We start from the raw sequence: 15,602 nt of genomic DNA on the forward strand, positions 1-15,602 counted from the left end.
GAAGAGCAGATGAACATCGTTGGACGACGTAAGATCTGGTACGGCATCGTGCTCTTGTTGCTGATCCCCGGCTTGATTTCCTTAATGCTGCAAGGGTTAAACATGGGGATTGACTTCCGAGGCGGGTCACTGCTGCAGATCCAAATGGAGCAGCAACCGGATGTGGCCAAAATCCGCACCGTTCTCGATCAGTATCAATTGGGCGCTTCATCCTATATTCAACTTTCCGAGAATAACAACGTGCTGATCCGAACGGTCAGCTTGGAACAGGATAAGTTGAATCAAATCATGGAGTCGATGCGCGGTCAGTTTGGCAAAATCGAACTCCTGCGCGATGAAAACGTAGGTCCGGTCATCGGTAAAGAGTTGGCTACGAACGCTTTACTCGCCTTGGGTATGGCCATGCTGGCCATTGTCGGCTACATGACCTATCGCTTTGAATTTAAGTTTGCTATTGCCGGGATTCTGTCGTTGTTTTCGGTTGTGTTGATCACCACCGGAATCTATTCCATCTTTCAAATTGAAATTGACGGTTCCTTTGTGGCGGCCATTCTGACGGTTATCGGTTATTGCATTCACGACACGATCGTCATTTTCGACCGGATCCGCGAGAACTTGCAGCGGAAAAAACGCGACGAAGCCTTAGAAGATCTGGTCAACCGCTCCGTTCTGGAAACGATGACCCGCTCGATCAATACGGTGTTGACGGTTGTCTTCGTCCTTGGCGCACTGCTGGTCTTTGGCGGTGAGACGATTCGCGTTTTTACCCTGGCCATGTTGATCGGCGTGGTGCTCGGTGGTTGCTCTTCCATCTTCAACGCCAGCCAGCTTTGGTTGGACTTTAAGCTTTGGGAAAAAGCACAACGGGTCAAAGCAAAAACGAACGCCGTCTGATTTTGACATGAAAAAAGCATTCCAGCTTGCTGGAGTGCTTTTTGTTTGCATCGGATATGGTACAATAAGGCTAAAAATTGGGACAGCCGATAGCGGAGTGTGTAATACTTGAATAATGTAACAAGAAGTAACTCCCCACCATCCGATCCACTATGGCACTGGCGCTGTGATGAATTTTTGCTGGATGAAACGAAGGAACAACAAACTGCCCAAGAGTTAGCGGAGCAGTTGGGACTGTCACCGGTACTTGCCCTTTTACTGGTGCGCCGCCGTCGGTGCACCGTTGAAGACGCAAGACGGTTCTTAGACAGTCCCTTAGACAGCTTAAGCGATCCTGCCTTGCTGCCGGGCATGGAGGAAGCGGTAACGTTGATCCTGGCTGCCCGGCAACGGGGTGAAGGGATTCTTATTTACGGTGACTACGACGTGGACGGCACAACGGCTTGTGCGGTTTTGTACCATATCCTCAGCGATCTTGGCTTCGAGCAGGTGTCCTATGTGGTGCCGCGGCGGATGGAGGAAGGGTACGGACTTCACCGTGATCCCCTGCAAAAGGCCTGGGAGCAAGGATGTCGGTTATTGATCACCGTGGACTGTGGTATATCCAATATGGTTGAAGTGACGGAAGCCAAAGCAGCAGGCTGGCAGGTGATCATCACCGATCATCATCAACCGGGAGAGCAACTGCCGCCGGCCGATGCGGTGATCAATCCCAAATGTGGCGGCGGGCCGGCAGAGTCCTTGTACCTGTCCGGTGTCGGTATTGCCTTTAAGCTCGGCCAAGCCGTGGCACGGGAACAGCTAGGTCGCAATGACGGCGATCAAGTGGCTTTTGCCACATTAGATCTGGTCGCCCTGGGTACGGTAGCCGATATTGTGCCTTTAGAAGGTGATAATCGCATTCTGACCTGCCATGGTCTTAAGCGGTTGGCGCAGACCCAACGCTCCGGACTGCAGGCATTAATGACGGTCGTAGGCCTTGAGCCGGCGCGGGGCGTCAGCACGGGACAAGTGGGGTTCTTGTTGGCCCCGCGGATCAATGCGGCCGGTCGAATTGGCGATGCGCGCGTGGCGGTGGAATTAATGACCACGGCCGATCCGCAGCAAGCGATGCGTATCGCCGAAGTCTTACAGCACGAAAACAGTCAACGCCAGCAGATAGAAAAAGAAATCTTTGATCAAGCCTGTGCCAAGATCGAACAAGCCGGCGAATTGCCCCTTTGTTTAATTGTCGACGGGGAAGGATGGCATTCCGGTGTGATCGGCATCGTCGCTTCCCGACTGGTCGAGAAATATCATCGTCCTGCTTATGTACTGTCGATCGATAGCGATGGCGGGATCAAAGGATCGGCCCGCGGCATTGCCGGATATGATGTCTATCAATCCTTGGCCGCCGCCGCTGCGGCCCTGGAGAAATACGGGGGACACCCGATGGCCGGTGGATTCTCCTTGCGACGAGAGCAACTGGCTCAGTTCCGTTTCCTTATTGAGGCCTTTGCACAGGCGGCAATGACGCCGGAATTACTGCGCAAAAAGATCGCCATTGATGCGATGCTGGATTTGCCGGATATGACGCTGGAACTAGCCCAGGAAATTAACCGGTTGGCGCCCTTTGGCATTGGCAACCCGGCGCCGATCTTTGCGTTGCGCCAGGCTGCCTTGCTTCAGCAGCAGCGGCTAGGCGCCGACAAACAGCATTTACGGTTGCATCTGGGCGGCGATGGCTTAGCCGCTCCGGTTACGGCGATCGGCTTTCGCTGGCAAGGCAATGAACAGTTGATGCCGGGGAGCAGGGTCGATACATGCTTTACCCTGGAAATTAACGAGTATCGCGGGCGCCGGGAAATTCAGTGTGTGCTGCGCGATGTACGTCCCTCGGCACCGGCGCTGCTGCCGCGAGCAACCGATGTAACTTTTCGTAGTCAGCTTGCCCGAGGCGAGCGAATTCAAACCGGACAAGCGGCGCCTGATTTTTTTCGTGCGACCTGGGCGGATTGGCTGCCGCAGAATGTCGGGCACATTTGGGTGCTTAACCCCTTTCCTTCACGTACCTACTGGTTGCAGCGGTACTTGCAAGCCTATATGCCCGGTTGGGTTGTGCAAAGCACCATCGAATCGGCTACATCGGGACCGGCGATCACCATCGTGGCTGCCCATGAATACGATAGGTGGAACAGCATGGGGGGCACAGTACCCGAAAAAAACTTGATCATCGCGGCCTATCCATTGGAACTGGGAAGGGTCAATGCGATCATTCCTGCAGGTTTACAGCAAAGCGGTTTGATTTACTATCGGGAGCAGGATCGGCTTGCGCAGCAACGGCAAGGCAAACATACCTGGCCTTTTGCACCGCCGATCTATTGGGAGCGGACAACCTTATTGTCTTTATGGAAGACGATCCGTGAAACTGATCAGGGCAACTGGCCCAAGTGTCAACAACGATTGATGTGTGATTTTGCGATCCGAGAAATCAACGATTTGTGCAATGCGCTGCAGATTTTTCAGGAGATTGAACTGATCGATTGGAACGGTGATTTCCGGCAGCCTCCGTCGGTTCGTTGGGACGGGCAAAGCAAGCGAGACTTAACCCTTTCGCCGACATTTTGCGCACTGCAAGCCGAAAAGGTTTGCTGGGCCGCAATGCAGGCAAAAGTAGGAGCATAAAATCATTCGAATATGGGGTGAGCAGATGCAGGCTACACTGGGACAATTATTAAAGCGCATACAAAGTTATGATCATAGTGCTGACGATTTAGAATTTGTGCGCCGAGCCTATCAATACGCTGAAGAAGCCCATAGCGGGCAAATGCGTAAATCCGGAGAGCCCTACATCTTTCATCCGATGGCTTGCGCTTTTATTCTGGCTGAATTGGAATTGGATGTAGCGACCATCGCCGCCGGCTTGTTGCATGATGTCGTTGAAGATACATCAGTGACCATCGAAGAGATTGAACGAGTGTTTTCCCCGGAAGTGGCGTTGCTTGTTGATGGCGTGACCAAGTTAAGCCGTTTGCAGTTCAGTTCAAAACAAGAGCAACAAGTGGAAAGCCTGCGTAAGATGTTTTTGGCCATGGCCAAAGATATCCGGGTCATTTTGATCAAACTGGCTGACCGCTTGCACAATATGCGCACCTTAAAACATCAAACCCCGGAAAAGCAGCGCAAAATCGCTGAGGAAACCATTGAGCTTTATGCGCCGCTGGCGAACCGCCTGGGGATTTCCCGCGTCAAGTGGGAACTGGAAGATCTGTCGCTGCGCTACTTGGAGCCGGAAATGTATTATGATCTGGTGCGGCGCATTGACACCAAACGGCAGGAACGGGAGTCCCGCATTAACGAAATTATTGCGTACTTACGGGAAAAACTGACCGACGTGGGGGTCAAAGCGGAGATCTCCGGGCGCCCTAAACACTTTTATTCCATTTACCGCAAGATGGTAGCGCAGAAAAAGGATCTTTCCGAGATCTATGATTTGATTGCCGTGCGCGTCATTGTTGACTCCGTACGCGACTGCTATGGGGCGCTGGGTATCATCCACACGCTGTGGAAACCGATTCCGATGCGCTTCAAAGACTATATCGCTACACCCAAGAGCAATATGTACCAGTCGCTGCATACCACCTTAGTCGGTCCCGGTGGGGAACCTTTTGAAGTGCAGATTCGCACCCACGAAATGCACCGGACGGCCGATTTCGGTATTGCCGCTCACTGGAAATACAAAGAAGGCGGCAAAGTGCAGGGCAAGGACTTTGAAGAAAAGTTAGCTTGGCTGCGCCAGCTGCTGGAATGGCAATCGGATCAAAAAGATACGCAGACCTTTATGGAACTGCTCAAAATGGAGTTCTTCTCCGATGCCGTCTTTGTCTTTACCCCCAAAGGCGATGTGATCGAACTGCCGGCCGGTTCCACCCCGATCGATTTTGCTTATCGGATTCACTCTAACGTCGGTCATCGTTACGTCGGTGCCAAGGTCAACAGCCGCATTGTACCCCTCGATTATCGTCTGACTAACGGCGAAATCATTGAAATCATGACCAAGACCGTGCCAGGTCCCTCCAAGGACTGGCTCAACATCGTCAAGACGTCCAATGCCCGCAACCGGATTCGCTCGTGGTTCAAGAAAGAAAAACGAGAAGAACTGGTCGAGCGTGGCCAGGAACTGCTGGAAAAAGAAATCAAGAAAAACAACATGCAGCCCGATGAAGTGATCAAAAACGATCGCATGCAAGAGATCGCCAAGCGGCTTAACTTGCAGAGCGGTGACGATGTGTTTTTTACGATCGGCGACGGTACCGTAACAGCGGGGCAAATTTTTCAGCGGTTATGCGATGAACTGCGCAAAGAGCATAAGTTTAAAGAACCGGAACCGGTAGAGCCGGGAACGACGACCTTTTCCGGCTTTGGCAAGCCGGCCCAAGGTGTGCGCGTACGCGGTGTTGATAATGTGCTGATTCGCTTTTCCCGTTGCTGTACACCCTTGCCGGGCGATCCGATCATTGGTTATATTACACGGGGCCGCGGTGTCTCGATTCACCGCCAGGATTGCACCAATTTGGTGAACCTGAACGAAGAAGAAAAACAGCGTATGGTCGAAGTGGTCTGGGATATTCAAGCACGGGCCACCTATCAAGTGGAATTAGAAATCGCGGCACTGAATCGGGACCGCTTGACCATCGATGTGATGCAAGCGATAGCCGAAACGAAAACACCGATCAATAATATCTACTCCCGGCAGACGCGCAATAAAATGGCCATGATCAATATGGTGATCGAGATTCGTGATCAAAATCATCTCAACTACATCATGGATAAGATCAGCCGAGTGCGCGATGTCTTTGAAGTGCGGCGCTTGACGCCCAGCACCAAACCGGAAAAATCGTGAGTTGGAAGCGAGAAGGAGACGATAAGAAGCGATGATCATTCGTAATTTGGAAGTAGGGGCGTTGCAAACTAACAGTTACCTGGCCATGTGTCCGGAAACAAAAGAGGCCATCCTGATCGATCCCGGCGACGAGGGCCAGCGTATCGTCGCATGGATTGAGGAGCAAAAAGCGAAGGTGGTCGCGATTGTCAATACCCATGGCCACGCCGACCATATCGGCGCTAACAAAGCGGTTCAAGCGGCGACAGGGGCACCGTTACTTTGTCACAGCGACGATGCGCCGATGTTGACCACACCGGCGAAGAACTTATCGGTTTATATGGGACCGCCTTTGGAAAGTCCTGCTGCTGCCCGGGAACTGGCCGATGGGGACACGATTACGGCCGGAACACTGCAATTTACGGTTCTTCACACACCGGGACATACGCGGGGTGGCATCTGCTTATATGCACCGGCTGTGCTTTTCGCCGGTGATACCTTATTTGAAGAATCGGTTGGGCGCACCGATCTGCCGGGCGGTTCTTATCCCACGTTGATCAATTCCATCCGGCAAAAGTTACTGACCTTACCGGCCGAGACGGTTGTTTACCCCGGTCATGGGCCGTCCACTACGATCGGCCATGAAGCTGTTGCCAATCCCTTTCTCGCAAGTCGATGAGTAACGTTCACCTTCATGGGCTGCCACTCGATCAAGGATTGGTATTGCAAGAGATTTTGTGGCTGTTTCTCCCTGACGGCCGTTTTGTATCGCCGGAGCAACCGGCGCAGGTGGTGGTGACCGTACAGGAAGAAAACCCGGGTGAAACCATCATGGTGACCGTTGCCGATGGGACCCACATCGGTACCGGTTCGGCCGAACCGGGCCAGGTTCACGATGAGCAAAAAGACAATCACCGACGCCGGCTGATCAAGCTGGCCTTTTTGCGCGCTTTGGTCCAGTGCTACGGCGCCGTGCCCGGCGAGTGGGGCATCTTGACGGGAGTACGACCGACCAAGATCGTTCATCGCGCCCTTGATCAAGGGCAATCGGTAGAGACGATCGATCGTTTGCTGCAAGAAGCCTATGCAGTGGCACCGGCTAAGGCCGACTTATTGCTGCAGGTCGCCCAGCGGCAGCGCCTGCTTTTTGCTAAGAGTACGGCGCAACCGCAAGCCGTCGGCATCTATATCGCCATTCCTTTTTGTCCGACCCGCTGTTTGTACTGCTCTTTTCCCGGCTATGATCTAAGTAAACATCACCGCTGGGTAGAGCCGGTCTTGGCGGGACTGGAACGGGAAATCGCTGCCGTTGGTGCGGCGCTGGCACGAACGGGCCGTACGGTGCAGCATATTTACATCGGTGGGGGCACACCGACCGTATTGACAAGTGAACAACTGGCGCGGTTGCTCGGCCAGGTTAACGAGGCGCTGCGGAGTGAGGCAACTGTTGAAGTGACCGTGGAAGCCGGTCGGCCCGATACCCTCGATGAAGCCAAAATGGCGGTGATGCAGGCTCATCAAGTAACCCGTGTCAGCATTAATCCGCAGACGATGGAAGAAACGACGCTACAGCGCATTGGCCGCCACCATACGGCAGAACAAATCAAGCAAGCCGTAGCAATGGTGCGCCAGGCCGGGATTCCCGTGCTGAACATGGACGTGATCCTTGGTTTGCCGGGAGAAACAGCAGCGACAGTTGCATTCACTATGGCGGAGATTGCCAAGTTGCGGCCGGAAAATATCACCGTCCACACCCTGGCGATCAAGCGTGCGTCGCGCTTAACCATGGAAAAAGCGGAGTGGCACTTTCCGGAAGCCGATGAAGTGACGGCGATGGCCCGGGTATGCCAAGATGCGGTTGCGTCGATGCAACTGGAGCCGTACTATCTTTACCGGCAAAAGCGTATGCTCGGTAACTTGGAAAACGTCGGTTATGCCTTGCCCGGTCAAGAGTGTTTATATAACGTCATGATGATGGAAGAGCGTCAGACCATTTGGGGCCTTGGCGTCGGTGCCGCGTCCAAATGGATTGATCCTTCTTCCGGTGAGTTGACCGAAAATCGTTATAACCCGAAAGATCCCCTGGAATATATCAAGCGGCTCGATGAAATGATTCAACGCAAAGTCGCACAAATGGAGGAAGCCTGATGATTACAGGAGCACCGCGTGGTGTCAAAGACCTGCTGCCGAAACAGACCAAACAGTGGCACAAAGTAGAGGCCGTCATTCGCCAGATCACGCGTGAGTATGGTTTTGAAGAAATTCGCACACCGATTTTTGAGCATAGTGAAGTTTTTCATCGCGGCGTCGGTGAAACGACCGATATCGTACAAAAAGAAACTTATGATTTTACGGATCGAGGCGGGCGGGAATTGACCTTGCGCCCGGAAGGAACGGCCCCCACGGTGCGGGCACTGTTGGAACACAAACTATACGCCGGGCCGCTGCCGGTCAAGCTGTATTATGTGGGCCCCATGTTTCGCTTTGGCCGGCCGCAAGCCGGGCGCCTTCGCCAATTCCATCAGTTTGGCATCGAAGTATTTGGTTCTGCCAGCGCGCGCGTCGATGCTGAAGTGATGGCCATGGCCATGGACTTTTACGGGCGTCTGGGCTTGACGGATCTGGAACTGTTGTTAAACTCGATCGGCTGCCCAACTTGCCGGCCCGGCCATCGTGAAGCCCTGCAGCAGTTCCTGGCCCCCAAAGTGGGTGAGCTTTGCTCCGATTGCCAAAAGCGCTTTGAGAAAAATCCCATGCGTATTTTGGACTGTAAGAACGAGCGCTGCCAGGAGCTGTCGCAAGGGGCGCCGACGACGGTGGAGTATCTTTGCACTGATTGTGCCGATCACTTCAACGAAGTCAAAACCTTGCTCGATAGCGCCGGCGTGACCTACACCCTGGATGATCGGTTGGTACGCGGTCTCGATTACTACACCAAGACGGCCTTTGAAATCGTTTCCCGTCAGATCGGTGCCCAGTCGTCGATCGGTGGCGGCGGACGCTATGATCAACTGGTTGAGACCTTAGGCGGCCCAACGACGCCGGGCATCGGTTTTGGCTTGGGCTTGGAGCGTGTGCTGTTGACGATGGAAAACCAGGGCTTGCTGGCTGACGATGATCAAGAGCAACGCGATTTGTTTATCGCTACGGCAGGGGCCGGCACAGCGGCCGTGGCTTTTCGCCTGATGCAAGAACTTCGCCAACGGGGCATGACCGTAGAGATGGACTATCAAGGGCGTTCGCTGAAAGCGCAGATGAAAACAGCCGATCGTTTTCACGTGCCGCGCGTCATGATCATCGGCGAAAGCGAACTGGCCCAAGGCGTAGTTGTCCTGCGCACGATGAGCACCAGTGAACAGCAAACAGTGCCCCTGGACAGCGTGATCGCGCACCTCTGCGGAACGGCGGAGCCACCGATGTCGGTGTAGTTTAACCGTGGATTTTGTCAAGGTCGGCAGCACCTCCCAGGTGATGCGTGATAATTGGGCAAATTGTGGTACAATAAGCAACAGGAAAACAAGAAACGAGGAGAATCCAAATCATGGTTGAAATGATGACCGGGATGAAACGAACCCATGCTTGCGCTAGCTTGCGCGCCCAACATATCGGCGAAACCGTAACCGTCATGGGCTGGGTACAGCGCCGTCGTGACCATGGCGGCCTGATCTTTATTGACTTGCGGGACCGCTCCGGCCTGGTTCAGATCGTTTTTAGCGAAGACCTGGACGCCGATGCCTTCCGTAAAGCGGAAGCCGCACGCAATGAGTATGTACTGGCTGTAACGGGCTCTGTGCGCTCACGGCCGGAAGGAACGGTCAATGCCAACTTGCCGACCGGCGAGATCGAAATCGCCGTCCGTGAATTGCGGATTCTCAACGCCGCCAAGACACCGCCTTTTTACATCGAAGATGGTGTCGATGTCGATGAAATGGTGCGCTTAAAGTACCGCTATCTTGATTTGCGCCGTCCGGAAATGCAAAAGAACTTGATCATTCGTCATAAAACGGCCAAGGTGATGCGCGATTATCTTGATCGGCAAGGGTTCATCGAGATCGAAACACCGATGCTGACCAAATCTTCGCCGGAAGGTGCCCGTGATTATCTCGTGCCGAGCCGCGTTCATCCCGGTGAATTTTTTGCCCTGCCCCAGTCGCCGCAGTTGTACAAACAACTGACGATGGTGGCTGGTATGGAACGGTACTTCCAGATCGTCCGCTGCTTCCGTGATGAAGACCTGCGCGCCGACCGGCAGCCCGAGTTTACTCAGCTTGATATCGAGATGTCCTTTGTGGAGATGGAAGAGCTCCTGCCCATGATGGAAGCAATGGTCGCTCAGATCTTCGAAGAAGTGCTGGGCAAGAAGCTCGAACGGCCTTTCCGCCGCATCACCTACGCCGAAGCGATGAACCGCTATGGCTCGGACAAGCCCGATCTGCGTTTTGATCTGCCCCTGGTTGATGTGGCCGAGCAAGTCCAAGACGTAGAGTTCAAAGTTTTTGCCAGCGTGGTCAAAGCCGGCGGTCAGGTCAAAGCGATCAATGCCAAAGGGTGCGCTCATTTTTCCCGCAAAGAGATTGACGAATTGACCAAGGTTGCCGCTATCTACGGCGCCAAAGGCCTGGCGTATATTCAAATGACGGCGGAAGGCCCCAAATCGCCTATCGCTAAGTTCTTCACCGAAGCACAACTGCAGGCGCTGCTGACGCAGTTAGATGCCCAGACCGGTGACTTGTTGCTGTTTGTGGCTGACCGGCCCGAAGTGGTCGCTGCGGCTCTTGGTGCATTGCGCTTGGAGTTGGCGCGCCGCTTGAACTTGATTGACGCGGAGCAACTGGAATTCGCTTGGGTCGTCGACTTCCCGCTGCTCGAATACGATGCCGAAGAAGGGCGCTATGTCGCCATTCACCACCCCTTCACGGCACCCAAAGATGAAGATCTGCACTTGCTGGAAAGCAATCCTGGTCAGGTGCGGGCCAAAGCGTATGACCTGGTGCTCAACGGGGTAGAACTAGGCGGAGGCTCCCTGCGCATTTATCGCCGCGATATTCAAGAAAAAATGTTCGCTCTCCTCGGCCTCAGCCCGGAAGAGTCCCGGGACAAATTCGGTTACTTGCTTGACGCCTTCGAATTCGGCACCCCTCCCCACGGCGGCATCGCCTTTGGTCTCGATCGCCTGATCATGCTGATGACCGGCCGGGAAACGATCCGCGACGTCATTGCCTTCCCGAAAACGCAGTCGGCGGCCGATATGATGGTCGATGCTCCTTCCGTGGTAGCACCGCGACAACTGCGTGAACTGTCGATCAAAGTGGACATTCCCGCCAAAAAACCGATGAGCAAGGCCTAGGGATGAGCGAGCATATCTATTCACGAACAGCCTTGTTGATCGGTCAAGACGGATTGGCGCGCTTAGCCGGGGCGAAAGTGGCCGTCTTTGGTCTCGGCGGTGTCGGCTCGTATACGGTCGAAGCGCTGGCCCGCAGCGGTGTTGGTCATCTGGTACTGGTTGACCACGATCAGATCTGCTTGACCAACATTAACCGCCAGATCCATGCGCTACACTCCACCGTAGGGCAAGAAAAAATTCATGCCATGGCCGCCCGCGTGCGCGACATCAACCCCGCCATCGAACTGACGCTTTGGCAGCAGTTTTACGGCGTGGAAGAAGGACCGGCGATCATCGAAGCCGATCTGGATTATGTCGTCGATGCCATCGACACAGTACGGGGAAAACTGGCGATCATCGAGCGGGCCAAAGCCGTTGGTGTACCGGTGATCTCGGCGCTCGGAACTGGGAATAAACTGGATCCTACGCGCTTGCAAGTGACCGATATTTACGCCACAACCATCGATCCCCTAGCCAGGGTGATGCGCAAGGAATTGCGTAAGCGCGGTATCGACAAGTTGCCTGTCGTTTGCTCCACCGAACCGCCGGTAAAAATCCAAGGCCAGGCCGCTTGCGGCACCGGTTGCGTTTGTCCGCCGGCCAGTCATCCTTTTGGTGCAGCCTGCGCGCGCAAACGGCAAATTCCCGGGAGTATTTCCTTTGTGCCGCCGGTGGCGGGAATGTTGCTCGCAGCTGAAGTGGTACGCCAACTTTTAGCCACGCGCTAGTTGACAGCAAAAAAAGGCAACGCTATAATAAAATTGGATACCCTGCAAGGGTATAATCTGGAGCTATCCGGAGGTGGCGTTGTGAATTGTACCCACTCAAAAGAAGCAGTGCTCCGCCGCCTGAAAAAGATTGAAGGTCAAGTCAAGGGTATCCAACGCATGATTGATGAGGAGCAAAGCTGTATCGACATCCTCGTGCAAGTTACTGCTGTGCGTGCGGCCATCAATCGAGTAGGGACGATCATTGTCATGAATCAGACGCGTAAATGCTTGGGTGACGTTCCTATGACTACTGAGCAAGAACAGGTTATGGAAAAGTTACTGGGCGAACTATCCAAGTTTTCGGAGTGAGTGGCTAAGAAGATAAGGAGGATGTTTCAATGGCAAGTGAAAATGTAGCAGTATTAACGGATGCGAATTTTAAATCGGTTGTATCGGAAGCCGATAAACCTGTATTGGTGGATTTCTGGGCTTCTTGGTGCGGTCCTTGCCGGATGATCGCTCCGGTGATTGATGAGATTGCCAATGAGTTTGCCGGTAAAGTTGTCGTTGGCAAGCTGAATGTTGACGAGAACCGTCAGATTCCTTCCGAGTACAATGTCATGTCGATCCCGACATTGGTGCTGATCAAAGGCGGCCAAATCGTCGACAAGGCGGTTGGTTATAAGTCGAAGCAAGAACTGGCTGCAATGATCGAGAAAGCGCTGTAATCCTAAAAATACCTTTAAACCGAGGCACATGGTGTCTCGGTTTTTAATTTTAAATAAAAAAATATCACTATTTAACTAGAGCAGGAGAGATGTATAATTTAGTCGAAACTTTAATGTAGCGATATCGTTCTGTAATCCAGTTGGGGGATACCGATATGATGATAACAGACAAGACGCTTTATTTTGGCTTAATGATGCTCGTGATCGGCATTGGGCTGGGCATAGGTTGCTATTATGCAATATGTCAGGCACGTTCCCAAGACGGTGCCAGTGCGGCTTCAGAAGCTACGTTTGAGGCCTTGTTTCGGTTGTGCCCGGAAGCTTGCGTGATTTTCAACGTAAATACATACACCATCCGGGCATCGAATGGGCTGGCCGAGCAGTGGTTAGGGTATCGCGAAGAAGAATTACAACGGATGAAATGGGATGCCCTGGATATTTCGGAAAGATGCGCTTTTTTTCTACCGTCAAACAGTGATGAGCAGCGCGGCGAATTGCGGTTGCGCAAAAAAGATCAGACAGTTTTAATCGCTGAGTTTATTGCGAAAAAAAAGCAGTTTCGTGAAGAAGCCTGTTGGGTTGTATTCTTTCATGATGTTACCGAAGCAAAACGAACGGAAGAAGCCCAAGCAGTCTTGCGCGATATCGACCGCCGCGTATTGGAAGAAGAATCGATCGATCAAGTGCTGACGGCGATTTGCGAGCATATCACTGCTGTTTATGATTTTCCGGTAGCCTGGATCAGTATCCGCAATGTTGATGGCACCCTCAGTGTTCGTGCCCATGCCGGTGTTAATGTGCAACTGCTTGAAGAGGTACGCCTTTGCTGGGATGAAGATACGGAATGTGCCGGTCCAACGGTAGCCGTTTTACGTAATGGCATTGCCTTGCGCGTTCACGATGCCGGCGTAGCTGATTATTGCACCAATTGTGAACGCATGCTTGGCCTTGGATTTCGTTATTCCGTAACCTTGCCATTAACGGCCGGTGGAGAAACGATCGGTGCCTTAAATATTTGTGCCAAAAATCAAGGGCATTTTAACGGGGAGATTATCCGGGAACTGGAGCAGTTTGCACAGCGTGCTTCCTTGTCGTTGACGGCATCCTTTCGGCAATGGCAAAGTAAATGGCAGGCGGCAGCCCTTTCGGCGGCGGCGAATGCGATCGTCATTACTGATCGCCAAGGCGTAATTGAATGGATCAACCCTGCTTTTACCGCATTAACCGGTTATACCGAAATGGAGGCCATCGGCGGAACGCCTCGTGTCCTCAAGTCCGGACGTCATGAGCAGGCGATGTATCAACAACTGTGGCAGACGATCAGTGCCGGCCATGTGTGGCGCGGTGAACTGATCAACCGGCGCAAAGACGGGTCCTATTATGTTGAAGAAATGACGATTACGCCGGTTATCGATGATCAAGGCGCGATCATTCGCTATATTGCCGTTAAATCCGATATCACGGAACGCCGGCAAACCGAAAAAGCACTTCACGACAGTGAAGAACGATTGCGACGGATTACCGATAATGCCTCCGATCTGATTGTGCAGACCGATGGAGAGATGAATGTCCGTTATGTCAATCCGGCTGCCCGTAATGTGCTCGGTTTAGAACCGGATGACTTAAAAGACCAGGACTTTCTGGCGCGTATTCACCCCCAAGATGCGCCGGCTGTTACCGAATGTGTACGTATGGCGAAACAGTCCATGAGCCGGCAGCAATGTGAGTTTCGCTATCGCCATGCCGACGGCACCTATTTTTGGTTGGAAATCAACATCACTTTTCTTTTTGATCAGCAAGGGCAAGCCGTCGATGCGATTTTCTTGGCCCGTGATGTGAGTTTGCGCAAGCAGGCAGAGAATGAACTTTACGCTGCTAAGCAAATGGCCGAAGCGGCCAACCAAGTAAAAAACGAGTTCTTGGCCAATATGAGTCATGAAATCCGCACACCGATGAATGCGATTTTAGGAATGACCGAGTTGCTGCTAGAGGGGACTTTGGACAAGGAACAGCGGGAAATGGCGAAAACAGTGTACCGGGCCGGCGAAAACTTGATGAACTTGGTGAATGATATCTTGGATTTTTCCAAGCTCGAAGCCGGTCAACTGCAGATCGATCATACACCCTTTTCGCTGACCGAAACGATCCAGGAAGTGAAAGATTCGCTTTCTGCTCAGGCCACACGTAAAGGTTTGCAGATGGAATTGGCTCTTGCTACCCATTTACCGAAACGGGTGATTGGTGACCCTTGGCGTATCCGGCAGATCTTATTGAATTTGCTGGGGAATGCGCTTAAGTTTACCGCGGTCGGTTCGGTACGGCTTTTGGTTGAGCCCATCGCCGAAGTGGATGGAAAAATGGAAGTTCGCTTTCAAGTCGAGGATACGGGAATCGGCATCGCTCAGAAGGACCAGGAAAAACTGTTTCAGCCGTTTACCCAAGTGGATGGTTCGACTACACGCCGCTTTGGTGGGACGGGATTAGGCTTAGTTTTTGCGAAGCGTTTGGTCGAATCGATGGGCGGAAAGATTGGCTTTAGCAGTACCGAGGGAGAGGGCACCATTTTTTGGTTTATTGTTCCCTTTGATCTGATGCATAACACCACTACGACCGACCCGTTTAGTCTGTCGGATTATTCCAAAACGATATCCGGAACGATCGATCGCCGTGTACTGGATGAACTTTCAGAGCTGCAACTGGATGGCCAACCGGATGTGATCATCCAACTGATTCAGCTTTTTTCCTTGGATATGAAGGAGCGGATGGCGGCTTTGGCGGAAGCTGTATCGCGAAAAGATCTGCCCCTGATTATCTCGCAAGCCCATGCGATGAAAGCCGAATGCCTGAATATCGGTGCCGTTGCCTTGTCGGAGATTTATCGCGAAATCGAAATCGAAGCCAAAAACCAAAGAGGGGGAAACTTGGAATCATGGCTGGCGCAATCCAACATAGAATATCGGCAAGTCATGGTTGAATTAGAGCAGATTTCATTGTCTCGGAAGCAGCGAGGTGAGTAGGAATCG

Annotated in this window: 11 protein-coding genes; all 11 read left to right on the forward strand. The window is 52.8% G+C overall.

The features are described from left to right. Positions 1 to 9: 9 nt before the first annotated feature. The 11 genes from secF (at position 10) to EDD73_RS06975 (ending at position 15,596) form a co-directional block, all read left to right on the forward strand. Positions 10 to 894 carry a protein translocase subunit SecF gene (secF, locus tag EDD73_RS06925; protein ID WP_131919061.1) on the forward strand — a complete coding sequence of 295 codons (885 nt, stop codon included), beginning with the start codon at positions 10 to 12 and terminating at the stop codon, positions 892 to 894. A gap of 108 nt (positions 895 to 1,002) precedes the next feature. Then, positions 1,003 to 3,558: a single-stranded-DNA-specific exonuclease RecJ gene (gene recJ / locus EDD73_RS06930; protein ID WP_131919062.1), complete on the forward strand. Its 2,556-nt coding sequence runs from the start codon at positions 1,003 to 1,005 to the stop codon at positions 3,556 to 3,558. Between the two features lie 25 nt (positions 3,559 to 3,583). Next, positions 3,584 to 5,776, forward strand: a complete 2,193-nt coding sequence (locus EDD73_RS06935; protein WP_131919063.1) for a RelA/SpoT family protein — start codon at positions 3,584 to 3,586, stop codon at positions 5,774 to 5,776. Between the two features lie 31 nt (positions 5,777 to 5,807). Beyond that, positions 5,808 to 6,434, forward strand: a complete 627-nt coding sequence (locus EDD73_RS06940; protein WP_131919064.1) for an MBL fold metallo-hydrolase — start codon at positions 5,808 to 5,810, stop codon at positions 6,432 to 6,434. Between the two features lie 44 nt (positions 6,435 to 6,478). After that, the gene (gene hemZ, locus EDD73_RS06945) at positions 6,479 to 7,903 is read left to right on the forward strand and encodes a coproporphyrinogen dehydrogenase HemZ (protein WP_165876366.1); all 1,425 of its coding nucleotides are present in this window, start codon (positions 6,479 to 6,481) and stop codon (positions 7,901 to 7,903) included. Then, a complete protein-coding gene (gene hisS / locus EDD73_RS06950) occupies positions 7,903 to 9,183 on the forward strand; it encodes a histidine--tRNA ligase (protein WP_131919066.1) in 1,281 nt (426 codons plus the stop codon). Before hemZ ends, hisS begins: the two co-directional genes overlap by 1 nt. Positions 9,184 to 9,296: 113 nt before the next feature. After that, positions 9,297 to 11,102, forward strand: coding sequence for an aspartate--tRNA ligase (aspS, locus tag EDD73_RS06955; RefSeq protein WP_131919067.1), 1,806 nt, complete (start codon positions 9,297 to 9,299; stop codon positions 11,100 to 11,102). 2 nt (positions 11,103 to 11,104) lie between these two features. After that, positions 11,105 to 11,869 (forward strand): tRNA threonylcarbamoyladenosine dehydratase, encoded by a 765-nt coding sequence (locus EDD73_RS06960; protein ID WP_131919068.1) that lies wholly within the window; start codon positions 11,105 to 11,107, stop codon positions 11,867 to 11,869. A gap of 81 nt (positions 11,870 to 11,950) precedes the next feature. Beyond that, positions 11,951 to 12,220, forward strand: coding sequence for a metal-sensitive transcriptional regulator (locus tag EDD73_RS06965; protein WP_131919069.1), 270 nt, complete (start codon positions 11,951 to 11,953; stop codon positions 12,218 to 12,220). A 29-nt stretch (positions 12,221 to 12,249) separates the two neighbouring features. Continuing rightward, complete coding sequence (trxA, locus tag EDD73_RS06970; RefSeq protein WP_131919070.1) at positions 12,250 to 12,579, forward strand: thioredoxin; 330 nt, start codon at positions 12,250 to 12,252, stop codon at positions 12,577 to 12,579. 155 nt (positions 12,580 to 12,734) lie between these two features. Next, complete coding sequence (locus tag EDD73_RS06975) at positions 12,735 to 15,596, forward strand: PAS domain S-box protein (RefSeq protein ID WP_131919071.1); 2,862 nt, start codon at positions 12,735 to 12,737, stop codon at positions 15,594 to 15,596. The last annotated feature ends 6 nt before the right edge of the window (positions 15,597 to 15,602 follow it).

This window comes from Heliophilum fasciatum (assembly GCF_004341395.1).
Classification (GTDB): Bacteria; Bacillota; Desulfitobacteriia; order Heliobacteriales; family Heliobacteriaceae; genus Heliophilum; species Heliophilum fasciatum.

Excerpts from the sequence above, each read along its gene's own strand:
- EDD73_RS06960 (WP_131919068.1), top strand. The coding sequence starts at position 11,105 with ATGAGCGAGCATATCTATTCACGAACAGCCTTGTTGATCGGTCAAGAC.
- EDD73_RS06975 (WP_131919071.1), top strand. The coding sequence starts at position 12,735 with ATGATGATAACAGACAAGACGCTTTATTTTGGCTTAATGATGCTCGTG.
- secF (WP_131919061.1), top strand. The coding sequence starts at position 10 with ATGAACATCGTTGGACGACGTAAGATCTGGTACGGCATCGTGCTCTTG.
- hisS (WP_131919066.1), top strand. The coding sequence starts at position 7,903 with ATGATTACAGGAGCACCGCGTGGTGTCAAAGACCTGCTGCCGAAACAG.
- aspS (WP_131919067.1), top strand. The coding sequence starts at position 9,297 with ATGGTTGAAATGATGACCGGGATGAAACGAACCCATGCTTGCGCTAGC.
- EDD73_RS06940 (WP_131919064.1), top strand. The coding sequence starts at position 5,808 with ATGATCATTCGTAATTTGGAAGTAGGGGCGTTGCAAACTAACAGTTAC.
- EDD73_RS06935 (WP_131919063.1), top strand. The coding sequence starts at position 3,584 with ATGCAGGCTACACTGGGACAATTATTAAAGCGCATACAAAGTTATGAT.
- trxA (WP_131919070.1), top strand. The coding sequence starts at position 12,250 with ATGGCAAGTGAAAATGTAGCAGTATTAACGGATGCGAATTTTAAATCG.